This window comes from Pseudomonas sp. GW822-FHT02G04 (assembly GCF_058802085.1).
The window spans coordinates 19,230-38,416 of record NZ_JBXANU010000025.1; the positions used below are offsets into that span (position 1 = coordinate 19,230).

The 19,187-nt window shown below is 61.2% G+C and carries 14 protein-coding genes; 13 read left to right on the forward strand and 1 reads right to left on the reverse strand.

Annotated features, from left to right (window positions below):
- Positions 1-996 carry an aldo/keto reductase gene (locus tag AC1RO5_RS24700; RefSeq protein ID WP_493178153.1) on the forward strand — a complete coding sequence of 332 codons (996 nt, stop codon included), beginning with the start codon at positions 1-3 and terminating at the stop codon, positions 994-996.
- A 49-nt stretch (positions 997-1,045) separates the two neighbouring features.
- On the opposite strand, the gene AC1RO5_RS24705 is transcribed toward AC1RO5_RS24700, so the two are convergent.
- Complete coding sequence (locus tag AC1RO5_RS24705) at positions 1,046-1,579, reverse strand: hypothetical protein (RefSeq protein ID WP_493178154.1); 534 nt, start codon at positions 1,577-1,579, stop codon at positions 1,046-1,048.
- 523 nt (positions 1,580-2,102) lie between these two features.
- On the opposite strand from AC1RO5_RS24705, the gene AC1RO5_RS24710 reads away from it, so the two are divergent.
- From AC1RO5_RS24710 to AC1RO5_RS24765, 12 genes are all read left to right on the forward strand, one after another.
- The gene (locus tag AC1RO5_RS24710; RefSeq protein WP_493178155.1) at positions 2,103-2,549 is read left to right on the forward strand and encodes a DUF411 domain-containing protein; all 447 of its coding nucleotides are present in this window, start codon (positions 2,103-2,105) and stop codon (positions 2,547-2,549) included.
- A complete protein-coding gene (locus AC1RO5_RS24715) occupies positions 2,549-2,995 on the forward strand; it encodes a YqaA family protein (RefSeq protein ID WP_493178157.1) in 447 nt (148 codons plus the stop codon). Before AC1RO5_RS24710 ends, AC1RO5_RS24715 begins: the two co-directional genes overlap by 1 nt.
- 36 nt (positions 2,996-3,031) lie before the next feature.
- Positions 3,032-3,985: a D-2-hydroxyacid dehydrogenase family protein gene (locus tag AC1RO5_RS24720; protein ID WP_493178158.1), complete on the forward strand. Its 954-nt coding sequence runs from the start codon at positions 3,032-3,034 to the stop codon at positions 3,983-3,985.
- Between the two features lie 532 nt (positions 3,986-4,517).
- On the forward strand, positions 4,518-6,104 hold the full coding sequence (gene glgA / locus AC1RO5_RS24725; protein WP_493178159.1) for a glycogen synthase GlgA: 1,587 nt from the start codon (positions 4,518-4,520) through the stop codon (positions 6,102-6,104).
- A gap of 13 nt (positions 6,105-6,117) precedes the next feature.
- Positions 6,118-7,914 carry a malto-oligosyltrehalose trehalohydrolase gene (treZ, locus tag AC1RO5_RS24730; protein ID WP_493178161.1) on the forward strand — a complete coding sequence of 599 codons (1,797 nt, stop codon included), beginning with the start codon at positions 6,118-6,120 and terminating at the stop codon, positions 7,912-7,914.
- Positions 7,911-9,989: a 4-alpha-glucanotransferase gene (gene malQ / locus AC1RO5_RS24735; protein WP_493178162.1), complete on the forward strand. Its 2,079-nt coding sequence runs from the start codon at positions 7,911-7,913 to the stop codon at positions 9,987-9,989. The genes treZ and malQ overlap by 4 nt, the downstream gene beginning before the upstream one ends.
- On the forward strand, positions 9,986-12,772 hold the full coding sequence (locus tag AC1RO5_RS24740; RefSeq protein ID WP_493178163.1) for a malto-oligosyltrehalose synthase: 2,787 nt from the start codon (positions 9,986-9,988) through the stop codon (positions 12,770-12,772). Before malQ ends, AC1RO5_RS24740 begins: the two co-directional genes overlap by 4 nt.
- Positions 12,773-12,793: 21 nt before the next feature.
- Entirely contained in the window at positions 12,794-13,138 is a 345-nt protein-coding gene (locus AC1RO5_RS24745) for a DUF2934 domain-containing protein (RefSeq protein WP_493178164.1), read from the forward strand.
- 93 nt (positions 13,139-13,231) lie between these two features.
- Complete coding sequence (gene glgX / locus AC1RO5_RS24750) at positions 13,232-15,388, forward strand: glycogen debranching protein GlgX (RefSeq protein WP_493178166.1); 2,157 nt, start codon at positions 13,232-13,234, stop codon at positions 15,386-15,388.
- 409 nt (positions 15,389-15,797) lie between these two features.
- Complete coding sequence (locus tag AC1RO5_RS24755; RefSeq protein WP_493178167.1) at positions 15,798-16,556, forward strand: PIG-L deacetylase family protein; 759 nt, start codon at positions 15,798-15,800, stop codon at positions 16,554-16,556.
- 203 nt (positions 16,557-16,759) lie between these two features.
- Entirely contained in the window at positions 16,760-17,560 is an 801-nt protein-coding gene (locus AC1RO5_RS24760; protein WP_493178169.1) for an endonuclease/exonuclease/phosphatase family protein, read from the forward strand.
- Positions 17,561-17,986: 426 nt separating this feature from the next.
- Complete coding sequence (locus AC1RO5_RS24765; RefSeq protein ID WP_493178170.1) at positions 17,987-19,051, forward strand: autotransporter domain-containing protein; 1,065 nt, start codon at positions 17,987-17,989, stop codon at positions 19,049-19,051.
- Positions 19,052-19,187 lie beyond the last annotated feature (136 nt).

Consider the following 19,187-nt stretch of genomic DNA (forward strand, 5'->3'; position numbering starts at 1 on the left):
ATGCAAACACGTCAACTGGGCAAGAACGGACCACAGGTGTCAGCCATCGGTCTGGGCTGCATGGGCATGACCGATTTCTACACCACCGGCGTGGACACCCGCGAAGCCACGGCAACGTTGCATCGCGCGCTGGAGCTGGGGATCAACCTGCTCGATACGGCAGACATGTACGGCCCACACACCAACGAAGAGCTGATCGGCAAGGCGATTGTCGGCAAACGTGACCAGGTGTTCCTGGCCAGCAAGTTCGGCATTGTTCGCGACCCGTCCAACCCCGGCGCGCGGGGCGTCAACGGTCGTCCAGAATACATTCGCGCGGCGATCGACGGCACCCTAAAGCGCCTGGGCGTGGAAACCGTGGATTTGTATTACCAGCACCGCATCGATCCACAGGTGGCCATCGAGGAAACCGTCGGCGCCATGGCCGAACTGGTGAAGGCCGGCAAAGTGCGTTACCTGGGGTTGAGTGAAGCCTCGGTGGCCACACTGGAGCGGGCGAACAAGGTTCATCCGATCAGCGCCCTGCAAAGTGAGTATTCGTTGTGGAGCCGCGATCAGGAAGATAACGGTTGCCTGGCCGCATGTCAGAGTCTGGGCGTGGCCTTCGTACCTTACAGCCCGTTGGGCCGGGGCTTTTTGACCGGGGCACTGAGTAGCCCGGATGACTTCGCCGCCGACGACTACCGTCGCTTCAGCCCGCGTTTCCAAGGGGAAAACTTCGCCAAAAACCTGTTGTTGGTGCAGCAGGTACAAACGCTGGCCGCCGACAAGGGCGTGACGGCCGGCCAACTGGCCCTGGCCTGGGTCTTGGCTCAAGGGGATTACCTGATCCCGATTCCGGGCACCAAACAGCGTAAATACCTGGAAGAAAATGTGGCCGCGCTGGAGGTGAAACTGAGCCGCGAAGAGTTGCAGGCCCTGGAAGCGATATTCCCGGCCAATGCCACCGCTGGCTTGCGCTATCCAGAAGAGGTCATGAAGTTGCTCGACCGGTAGCCGCTGCCTGGCCCGCTCGACAGTTCGAGCGGGCCAATGCAGCCAAACGTCAGGCCCTGGACTTGACGCCCTTGTCATTGGGGGCCACCGTAGTTCCGTTGCCCTTACCGTAAGTTTGCAGGTTCTGCAGTACGTAGATCGCCGTCTTGTATTCCGGAATCAAGCCAGCGGCGTACTTGTCACCCTTGATGCTGTTGCTCTGGATGGCGTCCAGTTGTGTGGCGAAATACTCCAGTGCATTGAACTTCGCATCCGGGTCTTTCTGTACGCCAAACCGGTCGAACTTGTCACCGGCATTCAGCAAGGTCATCGAAGTAATATCGGAAATCAGGCCTTTGCTTCTCAAGAACGCACTGAGATTACCCAGTTGTTTGGCGGAGACATTTTCCGGGTCGAAGCCCTTGATGTTCCGGTGCAGTTTCTGTTCATCCATTTTCGCCGTGTTCAGCGCATTTGGATTGCTTCCCACCATTGCCAGCATCTGCTTGACCCTGGCGCTATGGGTGACAGGCTTGCTGCTACCCGCGTCCCTGACCAGTAATCCTGCCTTGCTTGTCCAGCTGCCTGTGTAACCGATTGTCATGACCGGGCTCCCGACTGCGTGGCCGGATGCCCATCATCCAAAACACGCAGACGTCCTTGTGAGGCGACCATAAAAAGTTCCTTGTTTAACCGAGTTAAGTGCGGGCGAGTATCGACGCGCGCACTAACGCCACCAACAAATATTTCTGTTTTTTACAATTCTTGTACATTTACGATACATTTCAAAAAGCGCCTTGTTTCATTGGCCCGCATGATCTTCTCGATAGGGGTGCAGGCAACTAAAAACAACTTTATGTACGCGTTGGTTAGTTCGTTTGTATCGGATACGACACTTACCGCGTTACACCACCCGTCACCCCCGAACTGGTGCAAAGCGGTCACGCCAGCGAACTCAACACCCGGCAATTGCTGGAGGCCCAACAACCGGGTGAGCGCGATCATGGGGGGCAAGGTTCGTTGTTGGGCGTTATCCATCTGTATTACTTCGAAACAATCCCCTGTCTCTTTGTTGGATAAATTGGTCAAAATGCACCTTTTTGGCCGCAACCCGAGACGAGACTCCCATGCGAACCAACCTGCGTCTGGCCGCCCTGAGCGCCCTCTTCATCTCCTCCCTGGCCCAGGCCGCCGACCTGATCCCGATCGAAGTTCACCGCGACGCCAATTGCGGCTGCTGCAAAAAATGGGTCAGCCATCTGGAAGCCAACGGCTTCAAGGTCGAAGACCACGTTGAAGCCGACATGAGCCAGTTCAAGCAACAACACGGCGTGCCGCCTCGCCTGGCGTCGTGCCACACCGCTTTGATCAACGGCAAATTTGTCGAAGGCCATGTGCCGGCCGACCAAGTGCTGGCCTTGAGCAAGCGTGACGATCTGTTGGGAGTTGCCGCCCCCGGTATGCCGATGGGTTCGCCCGGGATGGAAATGGACGGCATGAGCGACGCCTACCAGGTGATCGGCCTGAAAAAGGACGGCACTGACGTGGTGGTGGCGGACTACCCCGCCCATTGATGTTCGGTGCCTACATCGGGTTGTTTCTCGCGGCGTTCGGCGCCGCGAGCCTGCTGCCCTTGCAGTCCGAAGCGGTGCTGGTGGGGTTGTTGCTCAGCGACCGGTATTGGCTCTGGTCGCTGTTGGCAGTGGCAACGCTGGGTAACGTGCTGGGGTCGCTGCTGAACTGGTGGCTGGGACGCGGCATCGAGCGGTTTCGCGAGCGGCGCTGGTTTCCGGTCAGTGCTCGTCATCTTCAACAAGCCCAAAAACACTATCAGCGCTACGGTCATTGGTCCTTGCTGCTGAGCTGGGTACCGATCATCGGCGACCCGCTGACGCTGGTGGCCGGCGTCATGCGTGAACCGCTGGGGCGCTTCCTGTTGATCGTGACCCTGGCCAAGGGCACCCGCTATGGCGTGCTGGCAATGGCCACACTAGGCTGGATGGGTTTCCCGACTGGCTGAACAAAACCAATCCCGTTCGTTGATGAGGTAAGGCTGATGGCGGTGCAGATTGCGGTGATCGATGACTGGCAGGACGTGGCGCGCGACGTGGTGGACTGGTCGGTGCTGGACAGCATCGGCCAGGTGAGTTTTATCCATGACTACCCGGCCGACAACGAAACCCTGGCCGAGCGCCTGGGCGCATTTGAGGTGATCTGTGTGATGCGCGAGCGCACCCGGTTTGACGAAGACCTGCTGCGCCGCTTGCCCGCCCTCAAACTGCTGGTCACCGGCGGCATGCGCAACGCCGCCCTGGACTTGAAAGCCGCTGCCGCGCTGGGCATCCAGGTCTGCGGCACCGACAGCTACAAACATGCAGCGCCAGAACTGACCTGGGCACTGATCATGGCCGCGACCCGCAACCTGGTGGCCGAAGCCAACGCCTTGCGCGGGGGCTTTTGGCAGCAAGGCCTGGGCGGCGACTTGCAGGGCAAGACGCTGGCAATCCTCGGCCTGGGCAGCATCGGTCAACGGGTCGCCCAATTCGGCCAGGTGTTCGGCATGCGCGTCATTGCGTGGAGCGAAAACCTCACCAGTGAACGAGCGGCCGAAGTCGGCGTGACCTATGTCAGCAAGCAGGAACTGTTCGAACAGGCCGATGTGCTGTCGGTCCATCTGGTACTCAGCGAGCGCAGCCGAGGACTGGTGGACGCTCAGGCACTGGACTGGATGAAACCCACCGCATGGCTGGTCAATACCGCGCGCGGGCCGATTGTCGATGAGGCGGCGCTGATCAAGGCACTGCAGAAACAACACCTGGCGGGTGCTGCGCTGGATGTGTTCGAGCACGAGCCATTGCCCCGCCATCATCCGTTCAGAACGCTGGACAATGTGTTGGCCACGCCCCATGTCGGGTACGTCAGCCGACAGAACTATCAGCTGTTCTTTTCGCAGATGATTGAGGATATTCAGGCGTGGGCGGCCGGGGCGCCGATTCGGTTGCTGGGCTGAGACTGCGTTATCGTTCTTCGCGGGCAAACGAGGCTTGCCCGCGAAGAGGCCCTCAAACCCGACACATTTCCCTAAACCATACGCACCGCAATGGTGCAATCCACATTCCGTCGTGCCCAACTTTCGTGACCTCCCGGTCTCAATTTGACCCACCCAAAAAAACAAACCTGCCCTTCGTCGGTGCGTTTCCCCATAAAGCCCGTGTGTTTTGTACCCTCCTCCAACCGATTGTCGAACAATTTGTACGGTTGACCGCCCCCCTCCAGGTTCTGACCTAGACTGTTTTCGGGGAATAAAACCGACTGGTCATTCGGTGAAATAAATAGAAACTTTTGCTGCTGGCTTCAGGTCAGCTGAAAGGTAGGGCACAGCGACTGGTGCATTCCTTGCAACAGCCACTTCACCCATTGAGCTTCAGCGCATGGGCAGCACTTGCTCACCGATGCGTAGCGCGTTTGCGCCCGGCCACAGGAATTGGCCAACACCGTTTGTGCCAGGCCTGGAATCAGATCAACAACACGGGGAGATGCATATGATCAGTACGGCGTTAGATGTTCAGGGAGAACGTGCTCTTCAGCAGGTCGGCGAAGCCAGCACCGTGGGGGCTCTTACAGCCAAATCGGTCAGTGTCCCGATCACGAAGGCGCTGGCACCGGTAGTCAGTCAGAATCCCAACAAGAAGAAAGTGTTGTTCGTTACCTCGGAGATTGCCGATCTGGTGAAGACCGGTGGCCTGGGCGACGTTTCCGCCGCGCTGCCGCGAGCCATGGCTCACCTGCACGATGTCCGGGTGTTGATCCCCGGTTACCCGCAAGTGCTGAACAGCGAAAACCCGATTCATATCATTGGTGAACTGGGCGGGCACGCCGCGTTGCCGCCCTGCAAGATCGGACGCATGGACATGCCCGACGGCCTGGTCATTTACGTGTTGATCTGCCCTGAACTGTACGAGCGCGAAGGTTCGCCTTACGGCGCCAACAACGGCCGCGACTGGCCAGACAACCATATTCGTTTCGCCCGCCTGGGCCTCGCGGCCGCCGATATCGCCGCCAACCTCGCACAAATTCACTGGTGCCCGGATCTGGTGCACGCCCACGACTGGCCCGCCGGCCTGGCCCCTGCCTATATGCACTGGCGTGGCCAACGCACCCCGACCCTGTTCACCATCCACAACCTGGCGTACCAGGGCGTCACCAGCCTCGGCTCATGCCCGGAACTCGGTATCCCCGCGCATGCCTTGCAACAGGAAGGCATGGAGTTTTACGGCAAGATGTCGTTCCTCAAGGCCGGCATGGCCTACTCGAGCCACATCACCACCGTCAGCGCCACCTATGCCCAGGAAATCACCACGCCGGCCTTCGGCTGCGGTCTCGACGGTTTTCTCGCCGCCAAGACCCAGCAAGGTCTGCTCAGCGGGATTCCCAATGGCATCGATGAAAGCTGGGACGCGGCGACCGACCCGCACCTGTTCTGCCCGTTCGGCATCGGCGATTGGGACGGCAAAGCAGTCAACGCGGCCCACGTTCGCCGACTGTTTGGCCTGGATGACTCCAAAGGCCCGCTGTTCGCCGTGGTCTCGCGACTGGTGTACCAGAAAGGCCTGGACCTGACCGAAGCGGTGGCCGAATACATTGTCGCCAATGGCGGGCAGATCGCGATCATCGGCCGTGGCGAACCGGAAGAAGAACAAGCCATGCGTGAGCTGGCGTTGCGCTTCCCCGGGCAAATCGGCGTGCACATCGGCTTCAATGAAACCGACGCCCGCCGGATGTTTGCCGGCAGTGATTTCCTGCTGATGCCTTCGCGTTACGAACCTTGCGGCCTGAGCCAAATGTACGCCCAGCGCTTCGGCTCATTGCCGGTGGCACGCAATACCGGCGGCCTGGCCGACACCATTGAAAACGGCGTGACCGGTTTTCTTTTCGACGAATCCACCGTGGAGAGCTATCGCGAAGCCCTGAGCCGCGCGTTCAAGGTGTTCGCCTTCCCCGGCCTGCTCAACGCCATGCGTTGCCGGGCCATGGCGGCGCCCTTCAACTGGTGCAAGGCGGTCGAACCCTACGCCGAACTCTACGAACAACTGGTGGCTAAAGCGCTGGGTAAATCGGGCAAACAGTAAGAGGTTTTCAACGATGCCGTTACGGACTCTTGAAACCTGGCCCCACGGCGCAATCATGCTGGACGCCGAACACACGCGTTTTGCCTTGTGGGCGCCAGATGCGTTTTACGTCAGTCTTGAACTGGAAAACGGACAATCCCTGCCACTGCTGCCTCAGGCCGATGGCTGGTTTGTGATCAAGACCCGCTGCCCCGCGGGTACCCGCTACCGCTACAACATCGATGGCGAGCTGGAGGTGCCGGACCCGGCCTCCCGCGCGCAGGCAGGGGATATCGGCAGCCACAGCGTGGTGGTCGATCCCCTCGCCTATCGCTGGCAACACAGTGCCTGGCAAGGTCGGCCATGGAACGAGGCGGTGATCTACGAACTGCATGTCGGTGCGCTCGGCGGTTTCAGCGAGGTCGAGCAGCATCTGGCGCGCTTGGTCGAGTTGGGAATTACCGCCATCGAACTGATGCCGCTGGCGCAGTTTCCCGGCGAGCGCAATTGGGGCTATGACGGGGTTCTGCCTTACGCACCGCAGGCCTCCTACGGTTCGCCCGAACAACTCAAGCACCTGATCGATACGGCCCACGGCCACGGCTTGGCGGTGATTCTCGACGTGGTCTACAACCACTTCGGCCCGGACGGCAATTACCTGCATTGCTACGCCAAAGGCTTTTTCCGCGAAGACCAACACACACCGTGGGGCGCAGCCATCGATTTTCGCCGGCGCGAGGTGCGCGACTTCTTTATCGACAACGCGTTGATGTGGTTGTTGGAGTACCGTTTCGACGGCCTGCGCCTGGATGCAGTGCACGCCATCGAAGACCCGGACTTCCTTCAAGAGCTGGCGCAACGGGTCCGCCAGCAAATCGATCCGGCGCGGCACGTGTGGCTGATGGCGGAAAACGAGCACAACCAGGCCAGCCTGCTGGAGCAAGGTTTCGACGCGCAGTGGAACGACGATGGCCATAACGCCCTGCACGTATTGCTCACCGGTGAAACCGACGCCTATTACGCCGACTATGCGCAAAACCCCACCGAACAGCTCGCCCGCTGCCTGAGTCAAGGCTTCGTGTTTCAGGGCCACATCACCCGTCACGGTACGCCGCGCGGTGAGCCGAGCGGTCACTTGCCGCCGACGGCCTTCGTGCTGTTCCTGCAGAACCACGACCAGATCGGCAACCGCGCCTTTGGCGAGCGCCTGCATCAACTGGCCCGTTCCGAGGCCCTCAACGCCGCCACCGTGTTGCTACTGTTGTCGCCGATGATCCCGCTGATGTTCATGGGCGACGAGTTCGCCGCCGAACAACCGTTCCTGTTCTTCACCAGCCACCACGGTGAACTGGCGGAGTTGGTGCGCGAAGGTCGACGCAACGAATTCGCGGCCTTCAGCGCCTTTGCCGACCCGCACAAACGCGAGCAGATTCCCGACCCGAACGCGATGCAGACTTTCGAGGCGTCGCGGCCGAAGTTGACCGCCACCCGGCAACCGCCGGTTTACGACCTGTATCGCCGACTGTTGCAAATCCGCCATCGACATATCATCCCGCACCTGCCCGGCGCCCAGGCGTTGGGCGCGCAGGTACTGGCCGAGGGCGCGGTGACGGCGCGCTGGCGGTTGGGCGATGGCAGTCAGCTGCGCATTGACCTGAACCTCAGCGGCGCGCCCGTGGTCCCCCCCCCTCAGGCCGACGCGACGCTGCTGTTCGAATACCCGCCACACTCGGCCGGTCTGTTGGATCAGGGCACCCTTGCCCCGTATTGCGCGCTCGTCAGCCTCACAGCCGCAGCCCCTTTGCTACCCCCGGATGGAGAGCGACCATGAGCGATGCGCAACTGGAAATACTGGCCAGCCGAGCAGGCCTGGCCGTCGACTGGATCGACGCCAACGGCCGCCCACAAAAAGTCGCGCCGGCGGTGCTGCGCTCGGTGCTCATCGGGCTTGGCCATCCCGCCAGCACCGCCCAGGAAATCGACGCCAGCCTGCTGCAACTGCAGGAGGTACAGCAAACCCGGCACCTGCCACCGCTGCTGACCTGCGACGTTGGCGTCGGTCTTGATCTGGCCCACTACTTCGCACCGCAAACCCCGTGTGAGATCCATCTCGAAGACGGCTCGCGGCTCAACCTCAAGCTCGATGACAACGCTGTTTTGCCCGGTTTGGTGCCGGTGGGTTATCAGCACGTCAGCATCGACGATCAATCGTTCACCCTGGCGGTGGCGCCCGAGCGCTGCTACAGCGTCGGCGACGCCGTTGACAGTCAAACCCCGCGTGCCTGGGGCCTGAGCGTGCAGTTGTATTCGCTGCGCCGCCCCGGTGATGGCGGTTTCGGCGACACCCAGGCCCTCGAAGATCTGGCCCGGGTGGCCGGCGAACGAGGCGCCGAAGCGTTGGCGATCAGCCCGCTGCATGCGATGTTCAGCGGCGACACCCAGCGCTACAGCCCTTACTCGCCGTCCAGCCGTTTGTTCCTCAATAGCCTGTACGCGGCGCCCGGGGCGATTCTCGGTGAGCGAGCCCTGCGCACCGCGATCGACGCCACCGACCTTGCCGCCGAACTCAAGCACCTCGAGGCATTGCCGCTGATCGACTGGCCCACCGCCGCCGAGGCCAAACATCGCTTGCTGGAAGCCTTGTACGAAGGATTCACCCACGGCGCACACCCCTTGCATGCCGACTTCAGCAGCTTCCGCCACGCCGGTGGCGAAGCGCTGGAAAATCATTGCCGCTTCGAAGCGATCCAGGAAGCCCGTGCAAGGCGCGGTGAAAGCCTCGATTGGCGCGAGTGGCCCGAGCAATGGCGTAACCCGCGCAGCGCCGCCCTGGCGCAATTTGCCGAAGAGAACTCGGCCCGCATCGGCTATTACGCGTTCTGCCAATGGCTGATTGCGCGCAGCCTTGAGCGCGCACAAACCGCCGCCCGTGGTGCCGGCATGGGCATCGGCCTGATCGCCGACCTGGCTGTGGGCGCTGACGGCGGCGGCAGCCAGGCCTGGAGTCGCCAGGACGAATTGCTCGCCTCGCTGACCGTGGGTGCGCCACCGGACATCCTCAACCGCACCGGCCAGGGCTGGGGGATTTCCGCGTTTTCCCCCGAAGGCCTGGTGCGCAACGGCTTTCGTGCGTTCATCGAAATGCTGCGGGCCAATTTCGCCCATGCTGGCGGCCTGCGCATCGATCACGTCATGGGCCTGCAACGGCTATGGGTGATCCCTAAAGACGCGCCGCCCAGCGACGGCGCCTACCTTTATTATCCGCTGGACGACCTGCTGCGCCTGCTGACCCTCGAATCCCATCGGCATCAGGCCATCGTCCTCGGCGAAGACCTCGGCACCGTGCCCGATGGCCTGCGCGAAAAACTCATCGCGCGCTCGATCCTCGGCATGCGCGTGCTGTTGTTCGAACAGGACAACACCCATTTCAAACCGATTCTCGACTGGCCGGACAACGCCTTGGCCACCACCAGCACCCATGACCTGCCGACGCTCAATGGCTGGTGGCATGGCCGCGATATCGATTGGAGCGCGCGCCTGGGCCTGACCGACGCCACGGGCGAAATCGAATGGCGCCGCCATCGCGAACACGAGCGCGAAGGCTTGCGTCGGGTGCTGAGCCAGGACCCGCAGAACTTTCGCGAAGAGCACCATGAAACCGATCAGGTACTCGACGCCGCCATCCGGTTCCTCGGGCATACCCGCGCGCCGTTGGTGTTGCTGCCGCTGGAAGATGCCCTGGGTATCGAACAGCAGGCCAATCTGCCTGGCACCACCGACACCCACCCCAACTGGTCCCGCCGGTTGCCCGGCGACAGCGAGGCCCTGCTCGATGATCCGGATGCCGCCCGCCGCTTGGAACTGCTCGCCTGTGCGCGACTTCAGGCGGCCGAGCGTGACCAATGAATCAACCGCTCAGCCAGCCGCTGCGGGCGACCCTGCGGCTGCAATTTCATAACGGCTTCACCCTGGATCAGGCGATCCCGCTGGTGCCGTACTTCGCCGGCCTGGGCATCAGCCATATCTACGCCTCACCGCTGCTCGCCGCCCGCGCCGGTTCCCTGCATGGCTACGACGTGGTGGACCCGACCACGGTCAACCCTGAACTGGGTGGCGAAGCGGCGTTGCGTCGTTTGGTCGCTGCGTTGCGCGAACAGAATATGGGGCTGATCCTCGACATCGTTTCCAACCACATGGCGGTCGGCGGTGGCGACAACCCCTGGTGGCTCGACTTGCTGGAATGGGGACGGCTGAGCCCTTACGGCGAGTTCTTCGACATTCAATGGCACTCGCCCGACCCGTTGATGGAAGGCCAGTTGCTGCTGCCCTTCCTGGGTAGCGACTACGGCATAGCCTTGCAGGACGGCACTCTGCCCTTGCGCTTCGATACCCGGCGTGGCGCCTTTCATGTCGAGCACTATGAGCACCACTTCCCGATTTGCCCCACGGACTACGGCGAACTGCTCAAGACCGATGACCGTTTGAATGCCGAGCAGGCTGAACTGCTCAAATCCCTGGCAGACCGCTTCAGCACCTTGAGTTACCAGAGCGATGCCCACAGCCTGGCGGTTCCACTGAAGAGGGAACTGAGTGAACTGGCCAGCGATCCGGCCATCCTTGATGCCATCCAGTACACCCTCGGCACTTACGACTCGCTTACCCCCGAAGGTTTCCAGCGTCTGCACACGCTGCTGGAGCGCCAGAGTTATCGCCTGGCCAGTTGGCGCACCGCGGCGGACGACATCAACTGGCGGCGCTTTTTCGATATCAATGAACTGGGCGGCCTGCGCGTCGAACGGCCGGCGGTGTTCGAGGCGACCCATGCAAAAATCTTCGAGCTGGTGGCCGAAGGTCTGGTCGACGGGCTGCGCATCGACCACATCGACGGCCTCGCCGACCCGCGCGGTTACTGCCGCAAACTGCGGCGCAGGGTCGATCGCCTGACATCGGGCCGACACCTGCCGATCTACGTCGAAAAGATCCTCGGCGAAGGCGAAACCCTGCACCGCGACTGGTGCGTCGATGGCAGTACCGGTTACGAATTCATGAACCAGTTGTCGCTGCTGCAACACGACCCCGAAGGCGCCCAAACCTTGGGTGAGCTCTGGAGCCGGCACAGCGAACGACCCGCCGATTTCCGCCAGGAAGCACAACTGGCGCGCCAGCAGATTCTCAACGGCTCCCTCGCAGGCGATTTCGAAAGTGTTGCCCACGCCCTGTTGCAAGTGGCCCGGGATGACCTGATGACCCGGGACCTGACCCTCGGCGCGATCCGGCGGGCCTTGCAGGAACTGATCGTGCACTTCCCGGTGTACCGCACTTACATCAGCCCGTTGGGTCGCGCGGCCCAGGACGAGGGGTTTTTCCAGCAGGCCATGGCCGGTGCCAGGCAAACCCTTGGCGAGGCCGACTGGCCGGTGCTCGATTGCCTGGCCGGCTGGCTCGGCGGCCAACCCTGGCGCAAGCGCCCAGTGGGCCGCCCACGCAAACTGCTCAAGCATGCCTGCGTGCGCTTCCAGCAACTGACCTCACCGGCGGCGGCCAAAGCGGTGGAAGACACCGCGCTTTATCGCTCGGCGGTGCTGCTGTCGCGCAACGATGTCGGCTACAACACCGAGCAGTTCAGCGCCCCGGTCGCCGACTTCCATGCCGCCTGCGCCAATCGCCTCGCCGAGTTTCCCGAGAACCTGCTGGCCACCGCGACCCACGACCACAAGCGCGGCGAAGACAGCCGCGCGCGCCTGGCAGTGTTGAGCGAGCGCGGCGCCTGGTACGCCGAACAGGTCGAGCACTGGCGAGACCTGGCCGGCGAACTGCGCACTGACCTCGGCGCGCCCTCGGCGGGCGACGAGCTGATTCTGTATCAAGCAATCCTCGGTAGTTGGCCGCTGGAATTGCGCAGCGACGATCAGCCTGCCCTTGAGGACTTCGCCAAACGCCTCTGGCAGTGGCAACGCAAAGCCCTGCGCGAAGCCAAGTTGCAAAGCAGCTGGAGCGCGCCAAACGAGGCGTATGAACAGGCGACCCACGGGTTTCTCGAACGCCTGCTGCTGAGCCCCGAAGGTCAACCATTGCGTGCGGCCATTGATGCCGCCGCTCAACGCATTGCCGTCCCGGGTGCACTGAATGGATTGGCGCAAACCTTGCTGCGAATGACCGTGCCGGGGGTGCCGGATCTCTATCAGGGCAACGAGTTCTGGGACTTCTCGCTGGTCGATCCGGATAACCGCCGGCCGGTGGATTACGTCAGCCGTCAGCAAGCCATGCACCTACCGCTTGGCCTGCCCGATGTGTTGGCGAACTGGCGTGACGGGCGCATCAAGCAAACCCTGATCGCCCGGACGTTAAACCGGCGTGCCGAACATGCCGGGCTGTTTCAAAAAGGCACTTATCAAGCCCTTGACGTGATCGGTAGCCAGGCTCACCGGGTGCTGGCGTTTACTCGAGAATGGCAGGGAAAACGGGCAATCGTGACCGTACCGATACGTTGTGCCGGACTGCTGGAAAACAGTGCCGCCCCCCAGGTTGACGCGTCGCTGTGGGGCGATACCCGAATCAAATTGCCGTTCGCAGCCACCGAAGAAAATCTGAAGGGACTTTTCACCAGCGTCGCAGTCACAAAACACAAGGAACTGATGGTCGGCGCCGCGCTGGGGGATTTCCCGGTCAATCTCTTTACCCAAACTTGAGTTCAGTTCAGGAGCATTGCGATGAGTACCGACGAAAAACGCATTCGCGAATTTGCCTATCAAATCTGGGAATCCGAAGGAAAACCCCAGGGCCAGGAAGCCCGCCATTGGGAGATGGCCTGCAAACTCGCCGAGGCCGAAGCGCTGGCGCCCGGCAAACCAGCCAAAGCGAGCAGCAGCAAAACCGCAAGCGCCAAGCCTGCGGCTGGCAAGCCCGACGGTAAGCTGGTCAATGCCAAGGGCATCGAATCCAAACCCCGTGCCAAGCCCAAAGCCAAACCCGCCGCCGCTTCGGCAGTGATCCCGCCGGGCGAAAAAACCACCGTGAAAAAGCCGCGCACCGCGCGTAAACCACCCGAGGTCTGACGCTTCACTGTCTTGTCCTGATTGACTTCGTGGCGAGCCCGCTCGCCACCGAGAGCGCATTCGCCCTCGAAAAAAACCGTTGCAGGAGCAGCTATGACCAGTCCAAAGAAAACCGCGCCCGAACCTCACGAGGCCTCGCGAATCCGTGAAGGCTTGCCCTTCCCGCTAGGCGCGACCTGGGATGGCCTGGGAGTCAATTTCGCGCTGTTTTCGGCTAACGCGACCAAGGTCGAACTGTGCATCTTCGACGATGCCGGCGAGGTAGAGCTCGAGCGTATAGAGCTGCCGGAATACACCGACGAGATCTACCACGGCTACTTGCCCGACGCCCATCCGGGGTTGATTTACGGTTACCGTGTGTACGGGCCGTATGACCCCGCCAACGGTCACCGCTTCAACCCGAACAAGCTGCTGATCGATCCCTATGCCAAACAGTTGGTCGGCCAATTGAAATGGTCCGAAGCGTTGTTCGGCTTCACCATTGGCCACCCCGACGCCGACCTCAGTTTCGATGAGCGGGACAGCGCGCCCTTCGTGCCCAAGTGCAAAGTGATCGACCCGGCCCACACCTGGGGCCATGACCATCGGGTCAGCGTGCCATGGGACAAGACGATCATTTATGAGACTCATGTACGCGGTTTCAGCATGCTTCACCCCGCCGTTCCCGAGAACCTGCGCGGCACCTTCGCCGGGTTGATGGTCGATGACGTGCTGGAACACATCCGCAAGCTCGGCGTATCGACCGTGGAGTTGCTGCCGATCCATGCCTTCGTCAACGACCAGCATCTGCTGCACAAAGGCATGACCAATTACTGGGGTTACAACAGCATCGCGTTCTTTGCCCCGGACCCGCGCTACCTGGCCAGCGGCAAGATCGCCGAATTCAAGGAGATGGTCGCGCACCTGCACGAGGCCAATCTGGAAGTGATCCTCGACGTGGTCTACAACCACACCGCCGAGGGCAACGAACAAGGCCCGACCCTGTCCATGCGCGGCATCGACAACGCCTCTTACTACCGTTTGAGGCCCGACGACAAACGCTACTACATCAACGATTCCGGCACCGGCAACACCCTGGACCTGAGCCACCCGTGCGTACTGCAAATGGTCACCGACTCGCTGCGTTACTGGGCCACGGAAATGCACGTGGACGGTTTCCGTTTCGACCTGGCAACCATCCTCGGCCGCTACCATGACGGCTTCGACGAACGGCACAGCTTCCTCGTCGCCTGTCGTCAGGACCCGGTGCTGCGTCAGGTGAAGTTGATTTCCGAGTCGTGGGACTGTGGCCCCGGCGGTTATCAGGTCGGGAACTTCCCGCCGGGCTGGGTCGAATGGAACGACAAATTCCGCGACACCGTGCGCGCGTTCTGGAAAGGCGACGACGGCCAGCTCGCCGACTTCGCCAGCCGCATGACCGCCTCCGGTGAGATGTTCAACCAGCGCGGCCGTCGACCGTATGCTTCGCTGAACTTCATCACCGCCCATGACGGCTTCACCCTCAACGATCTGGTGTCGTACAACGACAAACACAACGAGGCCAACGACGAGAACAATCAGGACGGCAGCAACAACAACCTGTCCTGGAACCACGGCGTCGAAGGCCCCACCGACGATCCCGAGATCAATGCCCTGCGCCTGCGGCAGATGCGCAACTTCTTCGCCACGTTACTGCTGTCCCAGGGTACGCCGATGCTGGTGGCCGGCGACGAGTTCGCCCGCACCCAGGAAGGCAACAACAATGCCTATTGCCAGGACAGCGAGATCGGTTGGGTCAATTGGGACCTGAGCGAAGACGGCAAGGCGCTGCTCAAGTTCGTCAAACGCCTGATCAAGTTGCGCCTGGCCTATCCGATCCTGCGGCGCGGGCGCTTCCTGGTGGGCAATTACAACGAAGACATCGGCGTCAAGGACGTGACCTGGCTGGCCCCGGACGGCAGTGAAATGTCCAACGAACAATGGGAAGAAGGCCATGGTCGTTGCATGGGCATACTGCTCGATGGCCGCGCCCAGGAAACCGGCATTCGCCGCAAGGGGGCCGACGCGACCCTGCTGCTGGTGGTCAACGCGCACCATGACATCGTCAACTTCCTGCTGCCGGAAGTGCCTGACGGTGGTTTCTGGACCTGCATGATCGATACCAATCAACCGTCGATTCGGGGCCAGGAACGCTTTGAGTTCGGTCGCCAATATTCGGTTACTGGCCGTTCGCTGCTGTTGTTTGAGTTGCAGCATGAGGACGAAGAGTGAATGGGATCAGGGACATCTTGTAGGAGCGGGCTGTGTGGCGAGGGGGCTTGCCCCCGTTGGGTCGCAAAGCGACCCTAAAACCAGTCACCGCGATTCTTTAATCAGCAACGTGGCGTCCGGTTTACGACTGCTTCGCAGCCGAACGGGGGCAAGCCCCCTCGCCACACAGCCCGCTCTACAGGTTTTGTTGGTTATTTGCGAAACGTGACACAGCCAGGATTAAAAAAACCGCATGAGACCAAAGGTTGAGGCGACGAATAGCGTTTCATGGGCAATACTCTGACCGCGGCAATCCAGGGTTCGGAGCGCTGCAGATTGTAATCTACCCGCCTTCACGGGTCTGCCAGGCTTGCTCCCTTGCAAGCGTTGTGCACGACTGAGGGCCAGACAGAACAAGGACGTAGCGCCTATGAAACCGGTTTCCATCAGCGAAAACAGCTTGCCTGCGCAGATCTGGAACAGCGCCCCACAACTGGACAACATCCCCGTCATCAACACCGAAACACTGGTCCCTGCTGGAGCTCGCGCGGTGATAATCGCCCCGCATCCCGGCGATGAAGTGGTGACTTGCGGTGGCCTGCTGCAACTGTTGTGCGCCCTTGGTCATCCTCTGCAACTGATCTCGATTACCGATGGCAGCGCCAGCCATCCGGGGTCGCGACAGTGGTCAGAAAAACGCCTGAGCGTGTTCCGCCCCCAGGAAAGTGTCGAAGCCTTGCGCCGGCTCGGGTTACCGATGCACAGCCTGAAGTGGATTCGCGCCGGCTTCACCGACAACGCTCTGGCCGAGCGGGAGTCTGAATTGACCCAATTCATCGTCCGCTACCTGCGCCCCGGCGATGTGGTATTCACCACCTGGCGCGAAGACGGCAACGTCGACCACGACGCCGTCGGCCGGGCCAGCGCCAGGGCAGCGGCCCTGGTCGGGGCGACGCTCAACGAAATACCGGTCTGGGCCTGGCACTGGCCGATGCGCGACCACGGGCTGATCCCTTGGCATCGCGCGCGCAAGCTACGCCTCGACACCTGGACCGTCGCGCGCAAAAGCCACGCCACCTATGCGTACGCCAGCCAACTCGACGGCGAACCATCGATCGGCATCGCCCCGCTGCTGCCGCGAGTGATTCTGGAACGCATGCGGTTGCCATATGAAATTGTGTTTGTCTGAATGACTCGAAGAATGTTTTTTTTGTGGCGAGGGAGCTTGCTCCCGCTGGGCTGCGAAGCGGCCCCAAAATCTTTGCGACTGCTGCGCAGCCGAACGGGAGCAAGCTCCCTCGCCACAAAAGCACCCTTGCCACAAATCACGCTGAACTGCTCGCCCACGCATCAGTCGCATACATACAGCAGCCCTGATTCAGAGGAGTGAACGTGACCCGCGATGCCGAACGCCAAACCGTCGAATCAGCGCCGTCGAACACGCCCCCGGCGATTCGCCGACTCAGAGTGCTGACGGTCAATACTCACAAGGGTTTCACCGCCCTCAACCGACGGTTCATCCTCCCGGAACTGCGCGAAGCGGTACGCAGCACCTCGGCGGATCTGGTGTTTCTGCAAGAAGTGGTCGGTGAGCACGACCGGCATTCTTCCCGTTACAACGACTGGCCACCGACCTCACAGTACGAGTTCCTGGCCGACAGCATGTGGAGCGATTTCGCTTACGGTCGCAACGCGGTCTACCCCGACGGCCATCACGGCAACGCCCTGTTGTCGAAATACCCGATCCGCGAATTTCGCAACCTCGATGTCTCGATCACTGGCCCCGAGCGGCGCGGCTTGCTGCACTGTGTGCTGGATGTGCCGGGCCATGCCGAAGTGCATGCCATTTGCGTGCACCTGAGCCTGTTGGAAAGCCATCGACAACTCCAGCTGCAGTTGCTCTGCCTGTTGCTCGAATCGCTGCCAGACGATGCCCCGGTAATCATTGCCGGCGACTTCAACGACTGGCAGTTGCAAGGCAATGCCGCCCTCGCCCGACGCGACTATCTGCATGAAGCGTTCGAGCGCCACCACGGCCGACCGGCGAAAACCTACCCGGCACGGTTTCCCCTGCTGCGCCTGGACCGTATCTACCTGCGCAATGCCAGCAGTCATGAGCCACGCATACTCGGCTACAAGCCCTGGACGCACCTGTCGGACCATTTGCCGCTGGCGGTGGAGGTACGCCTGTAACACCGTCAAGCGACAGGCGCCAAGAACTGCCGGCTACAGCAGAAAAAATGACAGCAATCACGTTCCGGACTTGCTCATAAATTTTGCACTGTTGATCCGTCACGCAACCGATAGCCCACTACCCAACACGTCTGGGCCGCACCTTTCAGCATGATTTTTCGCACAAACAACAACTTAGATCTGCGCCAATATTCAGTCACTTACAACACCTAAAATAGCCATACCACTTATCGGCCATTTTCTTGACGCAACGCCATCGGTCTTCTTAGCTAGTCCTTACTACCCCCGGAAATCCATCAGGGGCAAGCCTCCAGACACCCGTAAAACGGGCGGGTCGGACCTTGCCTCAATCCATTCGGTCGCCCCTCATTCGGGGTAGGAGAGACGCCACAGCGAGATACGCATGCGATTGCAAGGTAGACCTCCATGAGAACTTCATTCACCCCACAAGAGATAAAATTCACATTTTGCGTTGTCTCGGGTTCACTCCTGCTGTGCTCATCCATGGAGGTGCGAGCGTCGCCTGTCGAGGACGAAACAACGCCCTGGTACAGCCAGGAACTGCCTACACTCACCGTGCCCTGCGGCTTCGCTACGTATCCTGACCGTTTACGCGTCAATTCCGACTTAACCAGCTCACGCCTGACGATCGAAGACGCCGCGCCCTTGGCCTGGGACCACGCCTATGGCCCGACGTCGCGGCAGGCCCAAACCGATTATCTGGCCCAGGGCACGATCCCCGGCGCCAACGAATTCAAAGGCCCGGCGCTCCTGACCGTGCAAAGCAACAGCGGTAGTACCCAACGGGTCGGACTGATCGGCGGCACCGCTCAATTCCTGGGCAACGACAACGGCCTGCTGACCAGCCGCGCCCTCGCCGACCCCAACCATGACACGCTCAACCTTCAAGGCCAAAGCCTTGGTGCCTACTGGAGCCTGACCGGGCCGCAAGGCTGGCACGTCGACTTGACGGCCAGCGGTGGCCGGGTCAACGGTTTTAGCCGCAACGACCAGGGCGTGCGACAAACCACCGAAGGCAGCGCGATGACAGTGTCGGTGGAAGGTGGTTTCCCGATTGGCCTGAGCGAAAACTGGGTGGTTGAACCCCAGGCGCAGTTGATCAATCAACGCATCACGCTAGATACGCCGTATGCCGGGTCAGGCAACGCCTCGTCCAGCGACCTGACGTCCTGGAGCGGACGGGTCGGTGCACGTTTGAAAGGCAGCTACGATATTAACGGCTTGCCGGTCGAACCCTATGTGCGGACCAACGTGTGGCACACGGTGTACACCGGCAACACCGTGAGTCTGGATCAGGTCGACAAAATCAGCAGCAGCCGCAATTCATCGACAGTGGACGTAGGCCTGGGGTTGGTGGCCAGGGTGACGCCTTTGGTCAGCCTGTATATCAGCGCCGATTACAGCAGCAATGTGGATGACAATGATTTGAACGGGTTGATTGGTAGCCTTGGGGTGCGGATGCGGTGGTGAGGGAAAGTTTCAAGATTGATCGTTCCCACGCTCTGCGTGGGAATGCAGCCCGGGACGCTCCGCGTCCCAAGAGCGGACGCAGAGCGTCCATTGAGGCATTCCCACGCGGAGCATGGGAACGATCAGGTCAGGACGA

What these genes read in the sequence shown, in the direction of transcription:
- AC1RO5_RS24700 (WP_493178153.1), top strand. Translation starts at nt 1, where the DNA reads ATGCAAACACGTCAACTGGGCAAGAACGGACCACAGGTGTCAGCCATC.
- AC1RO5_RS24705 (WP_493178154.1), bottom strand. Translation starts at nt 1,579, where the DNA reads ATGACAATCGGTTACACAGGCAGCTGGACAAGCAAGGCAGGATTACTG.
- AC1RO5_RS24710 (WP_493178155.1), top strand. Translation starts at nt 2,103, where the DNA reads ATGCGAACCAACCTGCGTCTGGCCGCCCTGAGCGCCCTCTTCATCTCC.
- AC1RO5_RS24715 (WP_493178157.1), top strand. Translation starts at nt 2,549, where the DNA reads ATGTTCGGTGCCTACATCGGGTTGTTTCTCGCGGCGTTCGGCGCCGCG.
- AC1RO5_RS24720 (WP_493178158.1), top strand. Translation starts at nt 3,032, where the DNA reads ATGGCGGTGCAGATTGCGGTGATCGATGACTGGCAGGACGTGGCGCGC.
- glgA (WP_493178159.1), top strand. Translation starts at nt 4,518, where the DNA reads ATGATCAGTACGGCGTTAGATGTTCAGGGAGAACGTGCTCTTCAGCAG.
- treZ (WP_493178161.1), top strand. Translation starts at nt 6,118, where the DNA reads ATGCCGTTACGGACTCTTGAAACCTGGCCCCACGGCGCAATCATGCTG.
- malQ (WP_493178162.1), top strand. Translation starts at nt 7,911, where the DNA reads ATGAGCGATGCGCAACTGGAAATACTGGCCAGCCGAGCAGGCCTGGCC.
- AC1RO5_RS24740 (WP_493178163.1), top strand. Translation starts at nt 9,986, where the DNA reads ATGAATCAACCGCTCAGCCAGCCGCTGCGGGCGACCCTGCGGCTGCAA.
- AC1RO5_RS24745 (WP_493178164.1), top strand. Translation starts at nt 12,794, where the DNA reads ATGAGTACCGACGAAAAACGCATTCGCGAATTTGCCTATCAAATCTGG.
- glgX (WP_493178166.1), top strand. Translation starts at nt 13,232, where the DNA reads ATGACCAGTCCAAAGAAAACCGCGCCCGAACCTCACGAGGCCTCGCGA.
- AC1RO5_RS24755 (WP_493178167.1), top strand. Translation starts at nt 15,798, where the DNA reads ATGAAACCGGTTTCCATCAGCGAAAACAGCTTGCCTGCGCAGATCTGG.
- AC1RO5_RS24765 (WP_493178170.1), top strand. Translation starts at nt 17,987, where the DNA reads ATGAGAACTTCATTCACCCCACAAGAGATAAAATTCACATTTTGCGTT.